Origin of the sequence: Brevibacillus soli, from assembly GCF_044759095.2 — a bacterium.
Lineage (GTDB): Bacteria > Bacillota > Bacilli > Brevibacillales > Brevibacillaceae > JBIYSM02.
Window position 1 is genome coordinate 1 of the sequence record NZ_JBIYSM020000058.1, and the last position, 19,552, is coordinate 19,552.

The window sequence follows — 19,552 nt, forward strand, 5'->3', positions numbered from 1 at the left end:
ATAAAAAAAGCTTCGATTGAAGCCCTCTCGAAGAAGCTGGTTCTTCGTTAGAGGAAACTTTTTATGCGTTCCGGAAAGTTTGTTTCAGGACGCTTTCACACGGTGAAGCCCTTAAACTTTCCTACACGATAAAAAAAGCTTCGATTGAAGCCCTCTCGAAGAAGCTGGTTCTTCGTTAGAGGAAACTTTTTATGCGTTCCGGAAAGTTTGTTTCAGGACGCTTTCACACGGTGAAGCCCTTAAACTTTCCTACACGATAAAAAAAGCTTCGATTGAAGCCCTCTCGAAGAAGCTGGTTCTTCGTTAGAGGAAACTTTTTATGCGTTCCGGAAAGTTTGTTTCAGGACGCTTTCACACGGTGAAGCCCTTAAACTTTCCTACACGATAAGAAAACCTAGCCGACTTAAGCGATCGCTGGTGTCGGCTGGGGCCCCGAACACTTCTCTAGTGGCTGTATGGGATGTCCAAATTTATAAATTCTTATACACTCAAAAAGGGCTGGAGGAACTCCTGAGTTCGCCCCGCCCCTTCACTCTAAAATGGTTTATTCTTTCACATTCGTCAAAGGTTCAACATAAATTCGATAATCGACGGTAAACTTCATTTTTTCCCAGTAACGCAACCACTCTTCTTTCGTCAATGGCTTGCCAAACGGAGTAAGGGTGAGTGTTCCCGTTTGCAGGGGATCCACTTTCCACTCTTGCATTTTTTTTAGCAACTCCGTCGTTCGTCTTTCCAAATACGTTTTGATCTCTTTATTGAGATCTGCTAATTCATCTTCATCGAGTATTTTTTTATCCCCCCGGTACTCCTCGATTCTGCCGTCCAGATCGACTTGGAGTGAAATCGACGAAAAATCTCGACTGAACTTCATTCGGGCATTGGAGCGGACATGGCCGATCGTGACCGCTAATTCCGGTATGGCAAGCACTTTCAGGTAGTGATCATTGTCGACGAGTTGGATGATTTGATCGTCCATCTCTTTCACGCTCCCTATGAGCTTGTCATGACTGAAAAAAGCGGTTCCCTCGTAGCTGAAACTGTTTTTGCTGACCTTGAAGACTGGCAGGATCGGATCCGCTAACGGGGTGTATAATGTTTTCATAAATTGATGCAGATTGACGATCGTCATTTCACCTTGCCTGTATTTCTCATAGTGCTTTAACATGCGATACAGATAATAATCAAAGTTTGCGTGTTTATTTAATTGATTTTGGATGTACTCCTCAAAATTTCCTTTCACAATCACGAGATAGAGTCGTTGGGAGATATCAGGGTCTGTCAGCAGGGTATTGATCAGCGTCATGACTCCTTTTCTCGCAAGGCCTTCGTGAATCAACAGCATTCGGGTTTGTCCGTTTTTCAACTCACGATAATAGATTAAATTGAATTCTTTCCCCCCCTGCTTCAACAGGTCGACTTGCATGGTGAGCAGACGCTTTTTTTCATTCACAAGCGGCGGCACCACCGTGCTGATTTTCAACTTTCCGTCTCTCCCTTCACTGACAGACCAAAAAATCACAGGGGCGATATCTTCAATCGTATTGTTCTCGACAAACGGGGAGCATCCTGACGTCAATACGATGCTGATTAACATGGCCCATAACGCAGCCCGTTTCGCATGCCCCATAGCTAGATGCGCCCCTTTCGTTTGACGGCTACCAGAAGCGATGCCGGTACCACCAAATAGGTGAATGCCCCTAACCACATCGTAAGGTTCAGCAACCTGTTCTGTTCGGCTTCAGTTTGCCAGAACCACTGATTTACGATGAGGATCCATGCCATAATCAAACCGCAGCTTGTCATAAACCCGATTCGAGTGGTCTCTTTCTGCACTCTTCCTGCCGTGATTCGGATGGCTCCATATATGAATAAAAGGAACAGGGCAACAACCAAAATGAGATGAAACATATGTACGGAGATCAAAATGATATCAATCCGCTCAAATACGGGAGACTGCAGAAACCGTACCATATGAACCACGGGAAAATTGATTTTGCTCAAGTAATGGGATCCAAAAAATAATAGCGATGTAACAAACACCAACACGTATTCAAGGATCGTGATGGTATTTGCAATCGTCAGGTATTTTAACATCCTTTGCTTTGTGTCCAGCCATGGACCCAAAAAGATCAGGTATTCCGGCCCTGACAAAGCTGACCAGACGAATAACAACTCCTTCCACGACTGCAGCGACCAGTCTGTCGGTATCAAGGGATATAAATCGTGAAGAGCCGCAATCGGCGGCAAGAAAAAAGGATAAAATAATAAAACCAGCCAAATCGTACTAAAAAATGCGATGACGACAAAGCGTATCGTTTTTTCCATTCCTTTCGCGGCTATGTAGCAGCATATCAGCAGAATACAGAGAATCAGCCAATTTTTATCCATCGAGGGGAAGATAAATTCTTGGACAATGTCCAGTTTCCCCACTGTGATAACCGTTATATTTATCAACATGATAAACAAACCGACAAGAGCAAAAAAACGAACCGCCCGTTTACCAAAAAGCTCCACAAATCCTTGGTACCCCTTAGTGGCAAAATCCGAAGAAAACCATTTTGACAATAAAATCAGATTGATCTGCGATAATAATCCGATGCCGATAATCCCCCAGATCATGTAGGGATGAACCAAATACGTGGGCATGATGATGAAAAAGTAGAGCATTTGCAATCGGTTCGCCAAAAACAGGAGATAAATGCCGCCAAAGGTAGACGTTTTGTCATATAGCGAAAAAGCAGTCACGTAATCATCTCCTTTGGCTGTATCGCCATTTGTGCAGAGGGCGTAAAGAATCGGGACGGGTTTTCATCCAAGGCAAGGGACCTCGTATGAAAAGATCGATCCAATCCCTCCAGTAAAACGGAGCTACCGGTGCAAAATAAGGTTGTTTCAGAGAACTAAGCCCGTTCAGATGTGCGAGAACAACTACCATGCCAAGCACGATTCCCCAAATCCCCAAAAGAGATGAGAGGAGAAGAAAAACAAATTGAATGAGCGTGTTTGATTTGGTCATCAGATAATTGGGAACCAGGAACGAAGCGATGGCGGAAATCCCCACTACCACAATCAACACTTTGCTGGCAAAACCGGCTGCAACCGCTGCGTCCCCAATGACAATGCCGCCAATCACCCCCAAGGTTTGACCTGTTTTTGTCGGCATTCGCAGACTGGCTTCCTTGATGATTTCCAGGGTGATTAACATCAGAAACGCTTCCCAAAAAGGAGTCAGGGGCAATTTGCTTCTGGACTCCAATAGGACAATCAAGATTTCCAGCGGAATCATCTGATAGTGATGGGTGGTTAGCGCTACATAGATTGGTAATGTTACCGTCGAAAGAAAATAGCTTACATATCGAATGCAGCGCAAAAAACTGGCGATGATCCAGCGATGGATGTAGTCATCGGGAGATTGAAACAGATGGAAAAATGAGATGGGAGCAATTAAGGCAAACGGCGTATTGTCAACCAGCAAGATAATTTTTCCGATACCCAAAGAGTAAGCACAGGCATCCGGACGGTCTGTTTGTTGAAACTGGGGAAATACGCTATTGCCATGGTCTTCCATGAAAGCGGCAAGTTGGGACGAATCAAGAAATTGGTCAAAATCAATATGGGAGATTTTCCGTCTTGCGATGGACACAAATTCGGGATTGGTCAATCCTTCGACGTACAGAAGGACAACCGTTGTTTTACTGAGGGAACCGACTGTAAACTTCTCCGTTTTGAGTTCTGTCAAGGGAAGCCGCCTGCGAATCAATGTGATGTTTTGTTCCAATTGTTCGCTGAAGCTGTCTTTCGGTCCAAACAAAACGGTTTCCGTTTGGGTTGATTCGATGCCGCGACTCAACGGATTTTGAAGGTGCACCGCCCACCAAACATTTTGCAAAGAGTCAGTCAGAAGTATCGACCCTTGCAATAGCCGCTTTTGCGCCTCTTCCAAAGTGGTGATTCTGGATACCTTGGAGGTGGCAATGCATTCATAAATCGTATCATGGGAACAGCGCATCAGCGGTTCGATCACGGCTTCATTCAAACGCTCGTGATCGATTAATGTTCGGATGTACAGAAGGGTAACCTTATGCCTATCATTGATTGGGCGTTCCAATATTTCCGCATCATCCATATTGGCCAGCATACGTCGAAGGGCATCTATCGTAAGCATAAGTATTCATCACCTGATGTTTTCAATTTGGTAAGGTACTTTGGAAAATAGTGTATATGTAATGATCCGCTTTTATTATGATCTGTTCTGCTTCTTTTCATCCAAAACGGGAATATCTAATGTTAGGTATGGTAAAGGAGAGATGGAAATGCAGAAAGTGTTGGTTGCTATTCCTGGAGATGAGGTATGGATTCAGGAGGTAACGGCGGGCACAAAGCCATTTCGTGAACTTGTGGGCGGTCCACTCGATTGTATTCAGCTGGGAGGCGGTTTTATTTTATACTGTAATCAAGACGGCAGCATGAAGGATTTACCTGTGAATCCCCATTTTGCCCAAGGAATCATTAAGGGGCCGTTTGTCATAACGAAAACGGAGCAAGAGGGGAAGGATGCCGGGTTAGACGAAGAGGACGTGCAATTTGTCATGAAAACGTTCATTCGAACGTAACCGTTATTCATTCTGTCTCTTTCTCTCCTGGTGGCGGTGACCCCATTCGGACATGACATCAAGAACCTCCCTGATGGTTTGTCCATACTCGGTTAAGGAATACTCCACTTTTGGAGGTACCTGCGTATACACTTTCCGATCAATAATCCCGTCCTGCTCCAATTCCCGCAATTGTTGGGTCAGCATTTTTTGGGTAATTTCCGGCATGTCACGCTTCAGTTCTCCAAATCGTTTCACGCCTTCGGTCAGGTGGCACAGGATCACCGGCTTCCATTTGCCTCCGATTACCTTCAGTGTCGTTTCGACGGAACGTTTAAATTCTTGGTTCCCCATCGTATAGCAGTCTCCTTTGGTATCTATTTGGATACTATGTCTCAAAAAAGTGTGTACTTGCCTTATAGTTATATACCATCTCATAATAAGTGTACAACATTCACAACTTACCAAATGACTCTTAGCCCAAGGAGGAGGCATATATGAAACTGAGAGTGTCCGCCGTACAATACCACCTTCATACGATTCACTCGTTTGAGGATTTCGCCAAGCAATCGGAGCATTATCTGAAAACAGCCGAGGAATTTGGTGCAGATTTTGTGCTGTTCCCCGAATTTTTTACGACGCAATTGATGTCCATCGGTGACAAACAAGGAAATGCCCTAACCATTAATGACTTGCCCGATTTCACAGAGCAGTATCGGGATTTGTTTTCATCCTTTGCGAAGCAAATGAACATGCACATTATCGGGGGAACCCATGTCATCCGGAAAGGGGATCGCTTGTACAACGTGGCTCATTTGTTCTATCCGGATGGAAGAATCGCAGAACACCCAAAGCTCCACATCACTCCGACGGAAGTAAAGGAATGGAAGATGACCCCCGGTGACGGTCTGCAGGTGTTCGAGACCGAAAAGGGAACCATCGCGATGTTGACCTGCTATGACATCGAATTTCCCGAAATCGTTCGGATGGCCAAGGCCAAAGGTGCTGATGTCATTTTCTGTCCTTCCTGCACGGATGACCGTCATGGATTCCATCGCGTCCGCTACACCAGCCACGCCAGGGCAGTGGAAAACCAGGTCTATGTCGTCACCACGGGTACGGTAGGTTCCCTTCCTACGGTTGACTTTATGCGGGCGAATTTTGGACAAGCAGCGGTGATCACACCCAACGATATTCCGTTCCCTCCCCGCGGCATCCTGGTGGAAGGGGAAATCAACCACGATATGATCGTAACCGCTGATCTGGATTTGGAGCTCTTGTATCAGGTTCGTGAAAACGGTTCGGTCACCACATGGCGCGATCGTCGTACGGACCTCTATCCGGATTGGAAATAAGCGGGGACCAACTGCTCTTCGAGGAGGTAGAAACATGTATCGAAAGGAGTTTTACGTCTTTGACCAGGATCGGCCTCTTCAAGCGGTCATCCGAAATTACGAAGAACGGGACTTCCCCGGTTTAATCCGCGTTCAACAGGAAAGTTTTCCTCCGCCCTTTCCGTCCGAATTATGGTGGAACGCGGAACAACTGCAAAATCATGTTACCTTGTTTCCGGAAGGCGCCTTGTGTATTGAGGTTGAGGGTCAAATCGCAGGATCAATGACGGGCTTGCTCGTTGACTTTGATCCCGGCCATCCGGATCATACCTGGGAAGAGATCACGGACAACGGTTATATTCGCAACCACAATCCAAACGGAAATACACTGTATGTCGTCGATATCAGCGTGAGCCCCTCCTATCGAAAATTGGGGTTGGGAAAATGGCTGATGTTATCGATGTATGACGTCGTTGTCCACAAGGGTTTGGAACGGTTGTTGGGCGGAGGGAGAATGCCTGGCTATCACAAAATGGCGGATGAGATGACCGCAGAGCAATACCTCGAAGCTGTCATGAAAGGAGAGTTGAAAGATCCGGTCATCACCTTCCTGCTTCGCTGTGGCCGTACCCCCGTTAAGGTGGTGGCAAACTATCTGGAGGATGAAGAATCACGCAATTATGGGACGCTGATGGAATGGAAAAATCCGTTTTTCCCATCAAAATCGTAACGAGGAGAATGATAAAAATGGAATATCGCCGCATTACAAGTATTCAAGACCCGTTGTTTAAAAGCATGCATCAATTGATGCAAGAGGTGTTTCCTCCCGAAGAAGTATTGGAATTCGACCTGTGGAAAGAGCCTCTGGAAGATCCGGGAATTCGCGTGTTTGTCGCTGTTCATGAGGGGCAGGTAGTAGGTGCCACGGAGTATCGCTATTATGAAGATTTTAATGTCGCCATGACAGATTTTACAATCATCGGCCGGGCAGGGCTTGGTATCGGTCGATTTTTAGCCCAAAAAAGGCTGGAGGATTTGAACTCCCTGGCCGCGGCCAATGGAAAGCAGTTATTTGGGATGTTTGCCGAAATTTATGATCCTTATCGGGTAGAGCATTACGAATTTGGCGGAGTGAAGCCGATGGATCCCTATGTTCGCCGTGAGGTATTGTCTCATCTTGGTTACAAGCGTCTTGATTTCCCGTATGTCCACCCATCCTGGAACAACGATGGAGAGGCCGTAACCGGGCTCGACCTTTGCTTTCTTCCCATGGACGATACCGTCAGCGAACTGCCAACGGATCTGATTGTGAAGTTTTTGAGACGCTATTACTCCGTCTTATCGAACAAGCCAAAGGCTTGGTATGAAATGGTCGAAAATCTGGAAGCGAAAGAAACGGTAGCGCTATTGCCCATTTAGTAGAAGGATCGCAGTTTATAGGAAACAATCCCCCTTCTCCCCCTATTTTCCTTTAAAGCACATCGGCTGCATACGTACATCAGGCTCTGCTTGCATGTTGACGAAAAGATCGGGACGGACGTATGCTTGACAAGTCAGAAAATATTTTCATGGGTAGGGGGAGTTTACATGAACCTTCAGCCACCGTATCGCATCGGTGTCATCGGTTTGGGCGTCATGGGAGAACGCCTGCTCACTGCCATGCTGAACCATCCGCACTATCAGGTGGCAGCTGTCTGTGACGCATCTGCAGAAAGAGCACACCAGGTTTCGAACAACTCCGGCGGTGTTCCGTGGTATACCGATCACCGTCAGCTTTTGGCAAAAGAACAGCTTGACCTCGTCTATCTTGCGGTCCCGCCGAAATTCCACCACTCCATCGCCCTGGACGTGCTCGCTTGCGGCAAGCACCTGCTGTGCGAAAAGCCCTTGGCCAATTCGTTGGAGGAGGCCGAAGAAATGGTGCGCGCGGCGAAGCAGGCCGGTGTCATTCACGCCATGAATTTTCCGCTCTTCTACCGTCCGGTCTTTGCCGAAATGAAAGAACGTCTGGCCGGTATCGGCAGCATTCGCCGAATCGACATCGTCACTCATTTTCATCAGTGGCCCCGGCCCTGGCAGCAGACAGCCTGGCTCTCCGGACGTGAGCAGGGAGGCTTTGTCCGTGAAGTGATGCCGCACTTTATCCATTTCACACTGGCGTTGTTCGGACGGCTGCACAACGTGGAAGCCAAGCTGGAGTACCCGGAAGATCCAACCCTGTGTGAAACTGGCATTACCGCAACCATGCAGCTTGCGGACGGCACAACGGTCACGGTAAACGGCTTGAGTCAAATCGCCAAACAGGAGCACTTGAGCTACACGGTTTACGGCACGGAAGGAACGCTGTCGGTCGTGAACTGGAGCAAGCTTTCGGCAGGCGGATTTGGAGAACCGCTGACGGAGATTCCGCTGGAAGAAACCGACCGTTTGGCCGGCCTTTTGGACAACCTGGCAGCAGCTTTGGCCGGACAAGAGAGCAGGCTGGTCAGCTTTGACACAGGCTATGAAGTGCAGCAGGTGTTGGAGGCGCTGTTGAACTCCAAATAGTTGGTACGAGCTCCCGATTCCGGGAGCTTTTTATTTGTTCATTACAAAATTCATGGTACGATTTGGAAGAAAATGAATACGGGAAGGGGGCATTGCATTGAACAAAAAACAGCTGCTTGATCGATTTACGCAGGAACTGCGGATTGACATTCAGATTCAGGTGGATGCAAGTCCCATGAGCAGACCGATTCTGGAGAAGAAAGGTTTCCAGTTTTTATCCTGTTCTTATCCCTGCATGATGACTGATTGAAAACGGAATAGAGAAGCGAGCCTCCCTGTCACAAAGGGAGGCTCGCGACTTTATCATGATTCATGCAGATGACAGGCGGCAAAATGACCGTTCTGGTCGACAGGCTTGAGCTCAGGACGATCCGTTTTGCATTTCTCTATCGCATAAGGACAGCGCGTGTGGAAGGCGCAGCCGCCAGGCGGATTGGACGGGTTGGGGACGTCCCCGCTAAGAATGATTCGCTGAGGCTTCGCATCCGGATTGGCCACGGGCGCCGCCGAGAGAAGCGCCTGTGTATAGGGATGTGCGGGCGAGGCGTACAGCGATTCCTTCGGGGCAAACTCGACCAGACGCCCCAGGTACATGACCCCTACTCTGTCACTGATGTGTTTCACAACGCTAAGATCATGCGATATGAACAAATACGTCAGAGAGAATTGCTCCTGCAGATCCTGCAGCAGATTCAGAATCTGCGATTGGATCGAAACGTCAAGAGCGGACACCGGCTCATCGGCGACGATCAGGGACGGACGCAGGATCAGCGAGCGGGCGATTCCGATCCTCTGGCGCTGGCCGCCGCTAAACTCGTGCGGATACCGGTTGGCGTAGTGTCCGCCCAAACCGACCACTTCGAGAATCTCCTCCACTTTTTTCAGGCGCTCCTGCTTGCTGCCGACGCCGTGTATCTCCAGCGGCTCCAGCAAAATGTCCCGAACCTTCATTCTCGGATCAAGCGAGGCGTAGGGGTCCTGAAAGACGATCTGCAGCTCTTTGCGCAGCACCCGCAGCTCTCCCGCCGACAATTTGGTCAGGTTTTTCCCTTTGTAAATGACTTCCCCGCCGGTCGGGGGAATCAGATGGAGCAGTGTCCGGCCCGTAGTCGATTTGCCGCAGCCGCTCTCCCCGACAAGACCAACCGTTTCCCCCTTCATGATGGAGAACGTGACGCCGTCCACCGCTTTGACAAACGATTGCGGCTGAAACCACTTCGCTTTGATCGGGAAGTACTTTTTCAAATCATGAACCTGCAGCAGCGCTTCTGCCATGCTCCATCTCCCCTTTCCCCGCCAGCCAGCAGCGACAACGGTGCCCGTCTTGCACATCAAGCAGTGGCGGATTTTCCCTGCAGCTGGCACGCACGTACTCGCACCGCGGGGCAAACCGGCATCCGGCAGGCATGGCCGACGGGTGCGGTACGGAACCCGGGATCGAGTAGAGGCGGTGTTTCTGCTGATCCAGAGTTGGAATCGAGGCAATCAGGCCCCGGGTGTAGGGATGCTGCGGATTCAGGAACAGCTCACGAACCGGAGCTTCTTCGATCACCTGACCCGCGTACATCACGACGACACGATCGCACATCTCCGCCACTACCCCCAAATCGTGAGTGATGAAGATGATGGATGTGCCTTTCTGTTCCTTTAGCTTCCGCATCAGGTCGAGGATCTGCGCCTGAATCGTTACGTCCAGTGCGGTTGTCGGCTCGTCGGCGATCAACAGCTTGGGATCGCACGACATGGCCATGGCGATCATCACACGCTGGCGCATGCCCCCGGACAGCTGGTGTGGATATTCCCGGACAATCTCCTCGGCTCGGGGGATGCCCACCATCCTCAGCATCTCAATCGACCGCTCTTTTGCCTCCCGTTTGGACAGGCCGAGGTGAAGGCGAATCTGTTCGCCCAGCTGCTCGCCGACCGTATACACGGGATTGAGCGAAGTCATCGGCTCCTGAAAGATCATGGCGATTTCGTTCCCGCGAATCTTCCGCAGCTCGTCGTGGGACATGGCCGTGATCTCCTTGCCTTCAAACAGGATGCGTCCGCCGCTGACACGGCCTATGCCCTTCGGCAAGAGCCCCATGATGGAGAGCGAGGTTACGCTTTTTCCGCAGCCTGACTCCCCGACGATTCCCAGTGTCTCTCCTGCATTCACATGAAAATCGATTCCGCTGACCGGATGAATGTCGCCGTCCTCGCCGCGAAAGGTAATTTGTAATCGTTCAACTTGCAGAATCGGCTGCATTCCAGTCACCATCCTTTCTAGCCGGCCGCTTTACCGACTGCCGTAGCCAGTATTTTCGCTCCGGATACAAGCGCGTCCGTGTCAAATGACATCTTCGGGTGATGCAGGCCGGGATGCAAACCGCAGCCCAGTCCCAGCATCGTTGCCGACAAATGGGGGTTGTGGTACGTGTAAAAGTGAAAGTCTTCGCCACCAGGCGAAACGCACGGCGGGACCACCTTGTCCTCCCCCAGCACGTCGGCGATCGCTTCCCGCAGTTGTTGGACGGCTCGCTCGTGAAAAGTGGCAGCAGGCACGGAACCTGTAACCTTCCACTCCACCGGTGTGCCGCGCAGCTCCCCCACATGATGCAGCACCTGCCCCGTCTTCTCCAGCAGCTCTTCCATGCCCGCGTTGGTTTGCGCCCGCAAATCGAGCTTGAATGTGGCCCGATCGGGAATGACGTTGGACGTCTCGCCACCCGCCTGCAGCTGGGTCATTTTTACGGAAAACGGGCAAGACGCTTCCAGACGAATGGACTGCAGCGCTTGAACCAGCAGGGAGGCCGTCTCAATCACGTTTTTCCCCCGCTCCGGCCGTGACGCATGCGCCTGCAGGCCGCTGATGGAGCCGTCAATCGAGGCGCTTGCACCGTGCAGGATGGCGGGGGCAGCCGTCCCATTGGCCAGTTCCATGACCGGACGCAGGTGCACGCCGAACAGGGTTTCCACGTTCTCCAATGCGCCGTCCCGCATCATCTGCAGCGCTCCGCCCACCTTTTCTTCGGCAGGCTGAAAAATAAAGCGGATGGTCTTTTTCGGCTTTACCTTGCAGGCGGCCAACGCCAGGGCGGCATACAGAACCATGGTGCTGTGGCCGTCATGACCGCAGGAGTGATTGGGTCTGATGATGCCATCGACCTCCTGCACCAGCGCATCCATGTCAGCGCGCAGCGCCACCACTTGCTTCTCTTCTCCTTCGAGGTCAACCGTCAGCCCGTAATGGCCGGAGTATGTCCGCACGGTGAGCCCTGCTTCCCGCAAGCGATTGGCCAGATACTGCGAGGTCTTCTCTTCCTGCCAGCTGGGTTCAGCCAACTGGTGGAGTTCATGGTAAGTCTGGATGATCTCTTTCCGCTGCTCTTGCAAATAGCTGCAAACCATTTTCATGCTCATGGCTTTACCCTCTCGCCAACACTTTGATAGCAGTGGTGTATTTGTTCAGCAGCTCCGGTACCGGTTGAAAACCGATGCCCGGCGCATCCGGGACGGCGATGGTGCCATCCGCAGCCACTTCCACTTCGGGAGAGATCACGTCTTCTTCCCAATAGCGGGATGAACCTGCCGTATCTCCGGGAAGCGTAAAGTTTGGAAGCGTGGTCACGGCGATGTTGTGCGCGCGACCGATCCCCGATTCCAGCATGCCGCCGCACCAGAGCGGAATCCCTTTTTCCTGACAAAGGTCGTGGATCCGTTTCGCCTCCGACAGTCCGCCCACACGGCCAACCTTCATGTTGATGATCCTCGTGCTGCCCAGCTCGATCGCTTTGCGCGCGTCTTCGTACGAGTGGATGCTTTCATCGAGACAAATCGGAGTCTTCAGCTCTTTCTGCAGCTGAGCGTGATCGATGATGTCGTCATGGGCCAGCGGCTGCTCAATCATCATCAGATCAAATTCGTCCAGCTGCTTGAGCACCCCCACATCCTGCAAGGTGTAGGCAGAGTTGGCGTCGGCCATCATCGGAATGCCGCCAAAGCGCTGGCGCAGCGCACGGATCACCTCTACGTCCTTGCCCGGTGCGATCTTGATTTTCATGCGCCGATACCCCAATTCCAGGTACTTCTCCACATTGCGGAACAGATCGTCGATGTTGGCCTCGATCCCCAGGCTGATGCCCACTTCAATCTTCTCTTTGGTTCCTCCCAGCGCTTTTGCCAGCGGGATGCCCTGTTCCTTGGCGTACAGATCCCAGTAGGCTCCCTCTATGGCCGATTTCGCCATATTGTTGCGCCGGATGGGTACGAACAGTTCACGAAGCTCGTCGGGATGAGCGATTTCTCCTCTGTCAAATACCATCGGGATCAGGAAGTCCTCCAACACGTGCCAGGCCGTGCCTACTGTCTCTTCGCTGTAGAGCGGTTGGCCTGAAACCACGCACTCTCCGTAACCGATATGATCTTTGGTGTGGACTTCCACCAGGATGAAGTCCCGCACCTGCTGGGTGCCAAAACTGGTTTGAAACGGGGATTTCAGTTTCATACACATCTTGCGAAGCACGATTTTATCAGCTTTCATCAGCACATCCATTCCTTCCTTGATGGGTTGCGGTTCAGTCTACCTTCGGATCCAGCAGATCGCGGATGCGATCCCCTGCCAGATTAATGCCCAGTACCGTAATCAGGATGGCGATGCCGGGCAGCGTCGCCAACCACCACGCCGTAGCGATGTACGGACGACCCGTACTCATCATGAAACCCCAACTCGGCGTGGGAGAACTGACACCCAGCCCCAAAAAACTGAGGGAAGACTCCATCAGGATGGCGCGGGCCATGGCGAGTGTGGCGAGCACGATCACGGACGGTAAACAGTTGGGAAGCAGGTGTCTCCAGATGATCCGCCAGTGACGGCTTCCCAGCGCATAGCCTGCCTGGATGAATTCCTGCTCGCGAAGATTGATGACGTCGCCACGCACGAGGCGGGCGTATTGCGTCCAGTCGGTCAGGCCAAGGACGAGAATCATGTTCAAAAGGCTGGGCCCCATCACGGCGATCGTGGCCAGCGCCAGCAGGATAAAGGGAAAGGCCATCATAATGTCGATGACGGTGGAGATGGCAAAATCCGTTTTTCCCCGAAAGTAGCCAGCCAAAATCCCTAATGCCGTGCCCAGCACCAGCGAGATCACCACCGCGAAGAAGCCGACGGAAAGGGAAATGCGCGAGCCGTACACCAGTCGGGACCAGACATCCCGTCCTACTTCATCCGTGCCCAGCCAGTGCTCCCAGCTTCCCCCGTCCTGCCAGACCGGCGGCAGCAGCTTTTTTTCCAGGTTGACCTCAATGGGATCGTGGCTGGTAAGAAGCGGAGCCGCGATCGACATAAAAGCGACCAGCAGGACCATCACGAGGCCAATCATTCCAACGGGATTTTTCACGAACTTCCGATACTTCCGCTTCCACTCGGGAACGGCCGGCTTTGGTGCTCCTGCAACCGATTGGGCGGCAGTTTCCAGCCCTGCGTTACTCATCGCTAATCACCTCACATTTAGCCAGATTTAATTTTCGGATTGAGGTAGCGGTACATGCTGTCGACGCTGAAATTCATCGCGGCCACAATCAGGGCAAGCACGACAACACATGCCTGCACCAGCGGATAGTCTGCGGTGTAGATGGCTTTGACAACCAGCTGCCCGACGCCCGGCCAGGCAAAAACCGTCTCGGTTACAACCGCCCCGCCCAGGAGCTTTCCGATTTGAAAGCCGATCACCGTGATGATGGGAATCGCCGCATTTTTCAGCGCGTGCTTGTAAATAACCACCTGTTCCGCCAATCCTTTGGAGCGAGCTGTACGGATGTAGTCCTGCTGCAGCACCTCGAGCATGCTGGAACGGACGATTCTGAGCGTGGTGGGCGCCACCCAAACGGCCAGTGTAAAGGCAGGCATGATCAAGTGGGCCCAGGTTCCTCTGCCGGAAACAGGCAGCCAGTGGAGCTTGACGCCGAACAGGAGCATCAACATGATCCCGGTCCAGAAGATCGGCATGGATTGTCCCAGAAAAACGACGACGGTTACTACGTTTTCCGAAAAGGAATTGCGATTTACTGCCGAGTAGATACCGAGCGGAATCGCGATTACCACGCTTAACAGGGTGGCATACAGCGTCAGCTCCAACGTGGCGGGCATTCGCTCCAGCACGACATCCAGTGACGGCTGGTGAAACTTCAGGGACTCTCCGAAATCTCCCTGTGCCGCCTGTGCCAAAAAGCTGACGTATTGTTCAGACAACGGCCGGTCAAACCCCATCTGGTGACGGAACGCCTCAATCTCTTCCTGCGTCGCCTCCGGCGGCAGCATCAACAGGACCGGGTCACCCGACAGGTGAATGAGAAAAAACGCAATGGTCGAAATTCCAAACAACACCAGCACGATTCGCAAACACTGCTTTAACAACGCTCCCACATGCTTCCCCTCCTCCCTGATGTGGATAAAGGGGGGAGAATCCCCCCTTGTTACGGCTTGATATCAATCTCGTAGGCATAGACGCGTTCATCCGCGCGCGGCTGGAACAAAAGCTTGCTGTTGTACGCCTGGTTGTCCATCGGCGAGAACAGGAAGATCCACGGAGCCTCCTTCTGAATCAACTGCTGCGCCTGGCTGTACAGTGCTTTTCGTTTTTCCTGGTCAACGGTCGAACGGGCTTCGTTGATCAATTTGTCCAGCTCAGGAGTGTTGAAGTACTTCCCGTAAACGCCTTCGCTGTGCAACATTGGCTGCAGGATTGCATCTGCATCATAGACAGAGTAGCTTCCCCAGTGACCGAGACGGAACGGCAGGTCGCCGGCGCGCTGCTTCTCCACGAAAGCGCTCGACTCCGGATAGAATTTTGCCTTTGCTTTGATCCCGACCTTGCTTAGATCGGAGATCACCGCATCCACCACCTGCTGCCCCATGCCTGGTGTGAAATAGTGAATTTCCGTCTCAAACCCGTTCTCATATCCCGCTTCTTTCAACAGCGCCTTCGCTTTCTGTGGATCGTACGGGTACGGCTGGATGCTTGAATCAAATCCGAAGTGGTTTGGATTCACCCCTGCCGGCGTGCGTACTGCTTTGCCGCCCAAGACCTTTTTGATGATGGTCTCGACGTCTACTGCGTAATTCAACGCCTGGCGGACTCGTACGTCGTCAAACGGCTTTTTCTTGGTATCCAATGCCAGATAGAACACGCGCAACAGCGGTGTTGAGGCGACGCTGATCTGCGGATTGCCCTCCAGCTGCGCCAGCATGTCGGGCGGTACCATGCGGATGATGTCTACCCCGCCGCTTTGCAGTTCGGCAATTTGTGTGGCAACCTCCGGAATGATGCGGAACGTCACCTTTTTGATTTTCGGCGCCCCTTTAAAGTAGTCTTCGTTCGCCTCCAAAACGATCTTGTCACCTTTTACCCATTCGACAAACTTGTATGGACCGGTTCCTACCGGCTTTTCGGCAAACACCTGATCGCCCACTTCCTTCACGTATTTGGGCGGTACGATGCTGAGATAGAAGAGACGGTGCGGCAGCAGGTTGTACGGTTCCTTCGTCTTGATTTCCACCGTGTACGGATCAAGCACCGTGACGGTTGAGATGGCGCTGATGTTCCCCCGCTGCGTGCTTTTTTGCTTTTCGTCCAGCACGCGCTCCAGGGAAAACTTGACCGCATCTGCATTAAACTCTTCCCCGTTGTGGAATTTCACACCCTTACGCAGCTTAAACACCCAGGTCAGGTCGTCTTTTCGTTCATAGCTTTCGGCCAGACCAGGTTCGATTTTCAAATCGCGGGTGAGATACAGCAATGAGTCAAAAATGTGCCAGTTGGTCGTGATGGCGTTTGGCTCGTTGTGCATATGAGGATCCATGGTAGGTACGTCGGAGTCAAATGCCACAACCAATTCTTTTTGTGCTCCCTCGGTGCTGGAGCCTGGCTGGGAACAGCCGGACAGCACAAGTGCCAGCGACATCAGGATGGCCAGCAGACTGACAAACTTTCTTTTTTTCATGAATAAGCCCCCTTTGCTATCATTTTAATTTTGGGAATAGACAGTCTTTTATCTGTATAAAAGAAGAGAATCACCACCCTTCTATGAAACTTGTTTTCTATTCAACGAAAATGCCCCAATTGGAATACAGCTTCTCCAATTGCTTCATTCTCGCCCTGGTGTTGCTCTGGTCTCTCGCCTCGATACCGGCCAACAGCAGATTCAGCAGGCTGATCACCGATGCGATGGAATTGTGGCCCGATTCGATGTTGATATCCGTGGTAAAGACGAGATCGGAGAGACGTCCGACAGGTGACAGCACCCGGTCGGTAGCCGCGATGATCCTGGCCCCCCGCTGTTTGCTCGCCTCCACCACTTTGATCGTCTCTTTGGTATAACGCGGAAAGGAGGTGACCAGCACCACGGATTTATCGGTCAACGTAACCAGTTTTTCCTCTGTCTCGCCGTTGAACGGAATCAAACTGACGTTTGGGCGAATCAGACTGAGCATAAAGGAAAACCAGTGGACTGCAGCGTATGACGCGCGATATCCAACAACCAGCACCTGGTCAGCCTCGATCAGCCACTCTACTGCTTTCCAGAGATCCTGTTGATTGAGCTGGCTCAGGGTCTGCCTCAGGATGATCGTGTCCCGCTCAATCACTTTGGCAAAAATATTGGCTTCTTCACCGGTATTCGACATGGAGTCTGCCGTGCGAGTCGAACTGTTCTGCAGGACATGCTGTTGAATGGCAGCCTGCATCTCGCTAAACCCGCTGAATCCAAGCGCGTAGGCAAAGCGGATGACAGTGGTTTCGCTTACGTCCGCTTCCCTTCCAATCTGAACAGCAGTGCTGAATGCGGCTTTCTCGATGTTTTGCAGGAGATATTCAGCTACTTTTCTTTGACCGGTTGAGAGTTGGTCATACAACTCCTTGATCAATTGCTCGAACGACATTGACCTTCTCCAATCTTTTTTTGCAGGAGTTTTTCCTTCAAAAAATTGATATGTTGCAGGAAATGCTTCAATAGAGTTAACAATTTTATACCACAAGTTTGCTAAGGACGGTAGATGGAAAACTAGTAATTTTCAGAAAAAAATTTTTGCACGACAAAAAACCCGAGGTCTCCTCGGGTTACAAAACGACTCATCTTGCCGCGTCATTACTGGCCGATCATGACACGTTCCTTTGGAAAGCGGTATTGCGTAGGCCTCTCGTCTCTTTTCAGGAAGAGAAGCAGGTTGATAATGCCAATCCGACCGATCACCATCGTGATAATCAGAATCAACTTGCCGGGAGTACTCAACTCCGGCGTGATCCCCATCGACAATCCTGTTGTTCCAAACGCGGAACACACCTCGAACAAGACCTGCTCAAAGGGCAGCCCCTCCATCCACAAAAGCAGCATGACAGCGGTGAAGACCAGACTGATGGCAACAAAAAAGACAAGAAAGGAGCGCATGATGTCTTCCTCCGCCAGCTCCCTGCGAAACACCTTCACATCCTTGTGCCCGCGCATGTAGGCAAACACGGTAGCGAGCAGGACAAAAAACGTGGTGGTTCGGATACCGCCGCCTACACTGTTGGGGGATGCTCCGATAAACATCAGGACGGACAGCATGACCGCCGTCGGGGTGGAAAGCAGACTCATATCCATGGTGGTCAAACCGCCGCTTCGGGATGACACCGATTGAAACAGGGCATAGAAGAGCGATTCATGCCAGCTTTTCCCCTGCAAAAACGCCTCGCGTTCAAACAGAAAAAAGAGCAGGGCGCCAGCTGCAATGAGTACAAAAAAGGTAATCGAAGTAATCTTGGTAAACAAGGAAAAGGAAAACCGCTGTCTTGCTCTCCGATGTTCGAAGTAATTCCGCACTTCGATCAAAACGGGAAAGCCAATCGCTCCGCAAATAATCAGCACCATATGGATGATTTGGAGTAGGTAATCCTGAGAAAAATCAATCAGGGAGTTTCCATGGAGGTCAAAACCGGCGTTGGTAAAGGCGCTGACCGAAGCGAAAAAACTGTAGAAGTAGGCCGTATACCATTCGGTATGATAGCCTGCCCACAGGAAGTAACTCCCCAGCACAATGGTCCCGATCACTTCAATAAAAATAGCCAGCAGCAGGATGTTGCGCATCAGGTCAACCAGACCGGACAGCGTGGGGCGATTGTGATCGATTGCGATCCATATCCGCTGCTGCAACCCGATTTTCTGCTGCAACACAAGCCAGAAAAACGTCCCCAGTGTCATAATGCCGATCCCGCCAATCTGAAAAAGCAGGGTAAGCAGCAGGATCCCCCACTGATTAAACACTTCGTGAATCCTGATGACGGTCAGACCCGTTACACTGATGGCACTGGACGCCGTAAACAGGGCGTCGATCAATGAAAGGGAAACGCCGGGGTTGTGAAAGACAGGCAGCCACAGGAGCAGCGCAGAGATGAGCACACTACTAACGTAAAACAACACGATGATCTGAACAGAACTAAAGCGATGTTTCTTATTAGAAAGTGCCACACCAACTGGCCTCCTGACAAACATTGTACGATCTATCATACCGAAAAAGTTGCAAGCAAGCAAAAACGGGATCCTACCCATCTTACAGCAAGGCTCCTGAAACTGACAATCACACCAAAAAAAAAAGAAACAGCACCCGCAGGCGCTTTAGGGAAACTCGATAAATTTTTTCGCTTGCTTGTACATAATCGATAGTGTCATTTCACGAATCTTGCTCATAATCTCTTCTTTCTGTTCCTGATTTACTTCGTAAGCCAGCTTGTTTTCCAGATGATCAAGGTAGGTAACTACCCAATCGGGATCCAACTTGAAAGCAGACAAGACAGCGACTCCTCTACTGAAAATGTTATCTCTCTTAGTCTACAGGTATCGCGCACGAAATGACAGAATCAAAAAATGGCACCTAAACCAGTTGAACTTTTCTAAGAAAACCCGACCGACTTTAGCTAGTTACTCCTGAAAAAATCGTTTTTTGGCAGAAGCATCTCATTGTGGTGAATCTCAGGGGGCTACCGTGTAACTGTATCCGTTAATCGTTGCTTATTTGGCCATTTGGGCTGCTCTTCTGAGGTTATGAGCCCAGATTCCGAA

At 51.0% G+C, this 19,552-nt stretch carries 20 protein-coding genes; 6 read left to right on the top strand and 14 right to left on the bottom strand.

The window, feature by feature from the left end:
* Window positions 1–544 precede the first annotated feature (544 nt).
* From ACE99V_RS18345 to ACE99V_RS18355, 3 genes are read right to left on the bottom strand one after another with little or no spacing between them, the layout of a single operon-like run.
* A complete protein-coding gene (locus tag ACE99V_RS18345) occupies window positions 545–1,630 on the bottom strand; it encodes a Ger(x)C family spore germination protein (RefSeq protein ID WP_400492359.1) in 1,086 nt (361 codons plus the stop codon).
* Between the two features lie 2 nt (window positions 1,631–1,632).
* Complete coding sequence (locus tag ACE99V_RS18350) at window positions 1,633–2,748, bottom strand: GerAB/ArcD/ProY family transporter (protein ID WP_400492360.1); 1,116 nt, start codon at window positions 2,746–2,748, stop codon at window positions 1,633–1,635.
* 4 nt (window positions 2,749–2,752) lie between these two features.
* The gene (locus tag ACE99V_RS18355; RefSeq protein WP_400492361.1) at window positions 2,753–4,168 is read right to left on the bottom strand and encodes a spore germination protein; all 1,416 of its coding nucleotides are present in this window, start codon (window positions 4,166–4,168) and stop codon (window positions 2,753–2,755) included.
* A gap of 148 nt (window positions 4,169–4,316) precedes the next feature.
* Here ACE99V_RS18355 and ACE99V_RS18360 point away from each other — a divergent pair, with 148 nt between their 5' ends.
* A complete protein-coding gene (locus ACE99V_RS18360; protein ID WP_400492362.1) occupies window positions 4,317–4,616 on the top strand; it encodes a DUF3846 domain-containing protein in 300 nt (99 codons plus the stop codon).
* A 3-nt stretch (window positions 4,617–4,619) separates the two neighbouring features.
* Here the strand turns inward: ACE99V_RS18360 and ACE99V_RS18365 are convergent, their stop codons facing one another.
* Window positions 4,620–4,949 (bottom strand): winged helix-turn-helix transcriptional regulator, encoded by a 330-nt coding sequence (locus ACE99V_RS18365; RefSeq protein ID WP_400492363.1) that lies wholly within the window; start codon window positions 4,947–4,949, stop codon window positions 4,620–4,622.
* A 143-nt stretch (window positions 4,950–5,092) separates the two neighbouring features.
* Here ACE99V_RS18365 and ACE99V_RS18370 point away from each other — a divergent pair, with 143 nt between their 5' ends.
* From ACE99V_RS18370 to ACE99V_RS18390, 5 genes are all read left to right on the top strand, one after another.
* Window positions 5,093–5,950: a carbon-nitrogen hydrolase family protein gene (locus tag ACE99V_RS18370; protein ID WP_400492364.1), complete on the top strand. Its 858-nt coding sequence runs from the start codon at window positions 5,093–5,095 to the stop codon at window positions 5,948–5,950.
* A 34-nt stretch (window positions 5,951–5,984) separates the two neighbouring features.
* Window positions 5,985–6,659 carry a GNAT family N-acetyltransferase gene (locus tag ACE99V_RS18375; protein ID WP_400492365.1) on the top strand — a complete coding sequence of 225 codons (675 nt, stop codon included), beginning with the start codon at window positions 5,985–5,987 and terminating at the stop codon, window positions 6,657–6,659.
* Window positions 6,660–6,676: 17 nt separating this feature from the next.
* Complete coding sequence (locus tag ACE99V_RS18380; protein WP_400492366.1) at window positions 6,677–7,348, top strand: GNAT family N-acetyltransferase; 672 nt, start codon at window positions 6,677–6,679, stop codon at window positions 7,346–7,348.
* 168 nt (window positions 7,349–7,516) lie between these two features.
* Entirely contained in the window at window positions 7,517–8,476 is a 960-nt protein-coding gene (locus ACE99V_RS18385) for a Gfo/Idh/MocA family protein (RefSeq protein ID WP_400492367.1), read from the top strand.
* Between the two features lie 97 nt (window positions 8,477–8,573).
* Complete coding sequence (locus ACE99V_RS18390; protein ID WP_400492368.1) at window positions 8,574–8,726, top strand: hypothetical protein; 153 nt, start codon at window positions 8,574–8,576, stop codon at window positions 8,724–8,726.
* Between the two features lie 53 nt (window positions 8,727–8,779).
* On the opposite strand, the gene ACE99V_RS18395 is transcribed toward ACE99V_RS18390, so the two are convergent.
* From ACE99V_RS18395 to ACE99V_RS18440, 10 genes are all read right to left on the bottom strand, one after another.
* Complete coding sequence (locus ACE99V_RS18395) at window positions 8,780–9,751, bottom strand: ABC transporter ATP-binding protein (RefSeq protein WP_400492369.1); 972 nt, start codon at window positions 9,749–9,751, stop codon at window positions 8,780–8,782.
* Complete coding sequence (locus tag ACE99V_RS18400) at window positions 9,723–10,727, bottom strand: ABC transporter ATP-binding protein (RefSeq protein WP_400492370.1); 1,005 nt, start codon at window positions 10,725–10,727, stop codon at window positions 9,723–9,725. The genes ACE99V_RS18395 and ACE99V_RS18400 overlap by 29 nt, the downstream gene beginning before the upstream one ends.
* 17 nt (window positions 10,728–10,744) lie before the next feature.
* On the bottom strand, window positions 10,745–11,881 hold the full coding sequence (locus ACE99V_RS18405; RefSeq protein ID WP_400492371.1) for a M20 peptidase aminoacylase family protein: 1,137 nt from the start codon (window positions 11,879–11,881) through the stop codon (window positions 10,745–10,747).
* Between the two features lie 4 nt (window positions 11,882–11,885).
* Window positions 11,886–13,001, bottom strand: a complete 1,116-nt coding sequence (gene menC / locus ACE99V_RS18410) for an o-succinylbenzoate synthase (RefSeq protein ID WP_400492372.1) — start codon at window positions 12,999–13,001, stop codon at window positions 11,886–11,888.
* A gap of 34 nt (window positions 13,002–13,035) precedes the next feature.
* Window positions 13,036–13,950, bottom strand: coding sequence for an ABC transporter permease (locus ACE99V_RS18415; protein WP_400492373.1), 915 nt, complete (start codon window positions 13,948–13,950; stop codon window positions 13,036–13,038).
* Window positions 13,951–13,967: 17 nt separating this feature from the next.
* Window positions 13,968–14,882 carry an ABC transporter permease gene (locus tag ACE99V_RS18420; RefSeq protein WP_400492374.1) on the bottom strand — a complete coding sequence of 305 codons (915 nt, stop codon included), beginning with the start codon at window positions 14,880–14,882 and terminating at the stop codon, window positions 13,968–13,970.
* A gap of 50 nt (window positions 14,883–14,932) precedes the next feature.
* Window positions 14,933–16,459, bottom strand: a complete 1,527-nt coding sequence (locus ACE99V_RS18425) for an ABC transporter substrate-binding protein (RefSeq protein WP_400492375.1) — start codon at window positions 16,457–16,459, stop codon at window positions 14,933–14,935.
* Between the two features lie 97 nt (window positions 16,460–16,556).
* Complete coding sequence (locus ACE99V_RS18430; protein WP_400492376.1) at window positions 16,557–17,396, bottom strand: MurR/RpiR family transcriptional regulator; 840 nt, start codon at window positions 17,394–17,396, stop codon at window positions 16,557–16,559.
* A 206-nt stretch (window positions 17,397–17,602) separates the two neighbouring features.
* Window positions 17,603–18,961, bottom strand: a complete 1,359-nt coding sequence (locus ACE99V_RS18435) for a TrkH family potassium uptake protein (RefSeq protein WP_400492377.1) — start codon at window positions 18,959–18,961, stop codon at window positions 17,603–17,605.
* 147 nt (window positions 18,962–19,108) lie between these two features.
* Window positions 19,109–19,282, bottom strand: a complete 174-nt coding sequence (locus tag ACE99V_RS18440; protein ID WP_400492378.1) for a hypothetical protein — start codon at window positions 19,280–19,282, stop codon at window positions 19,109–19,111.
* Window positions 19,283–19,552: the final 270 nt, after the last annotated feature.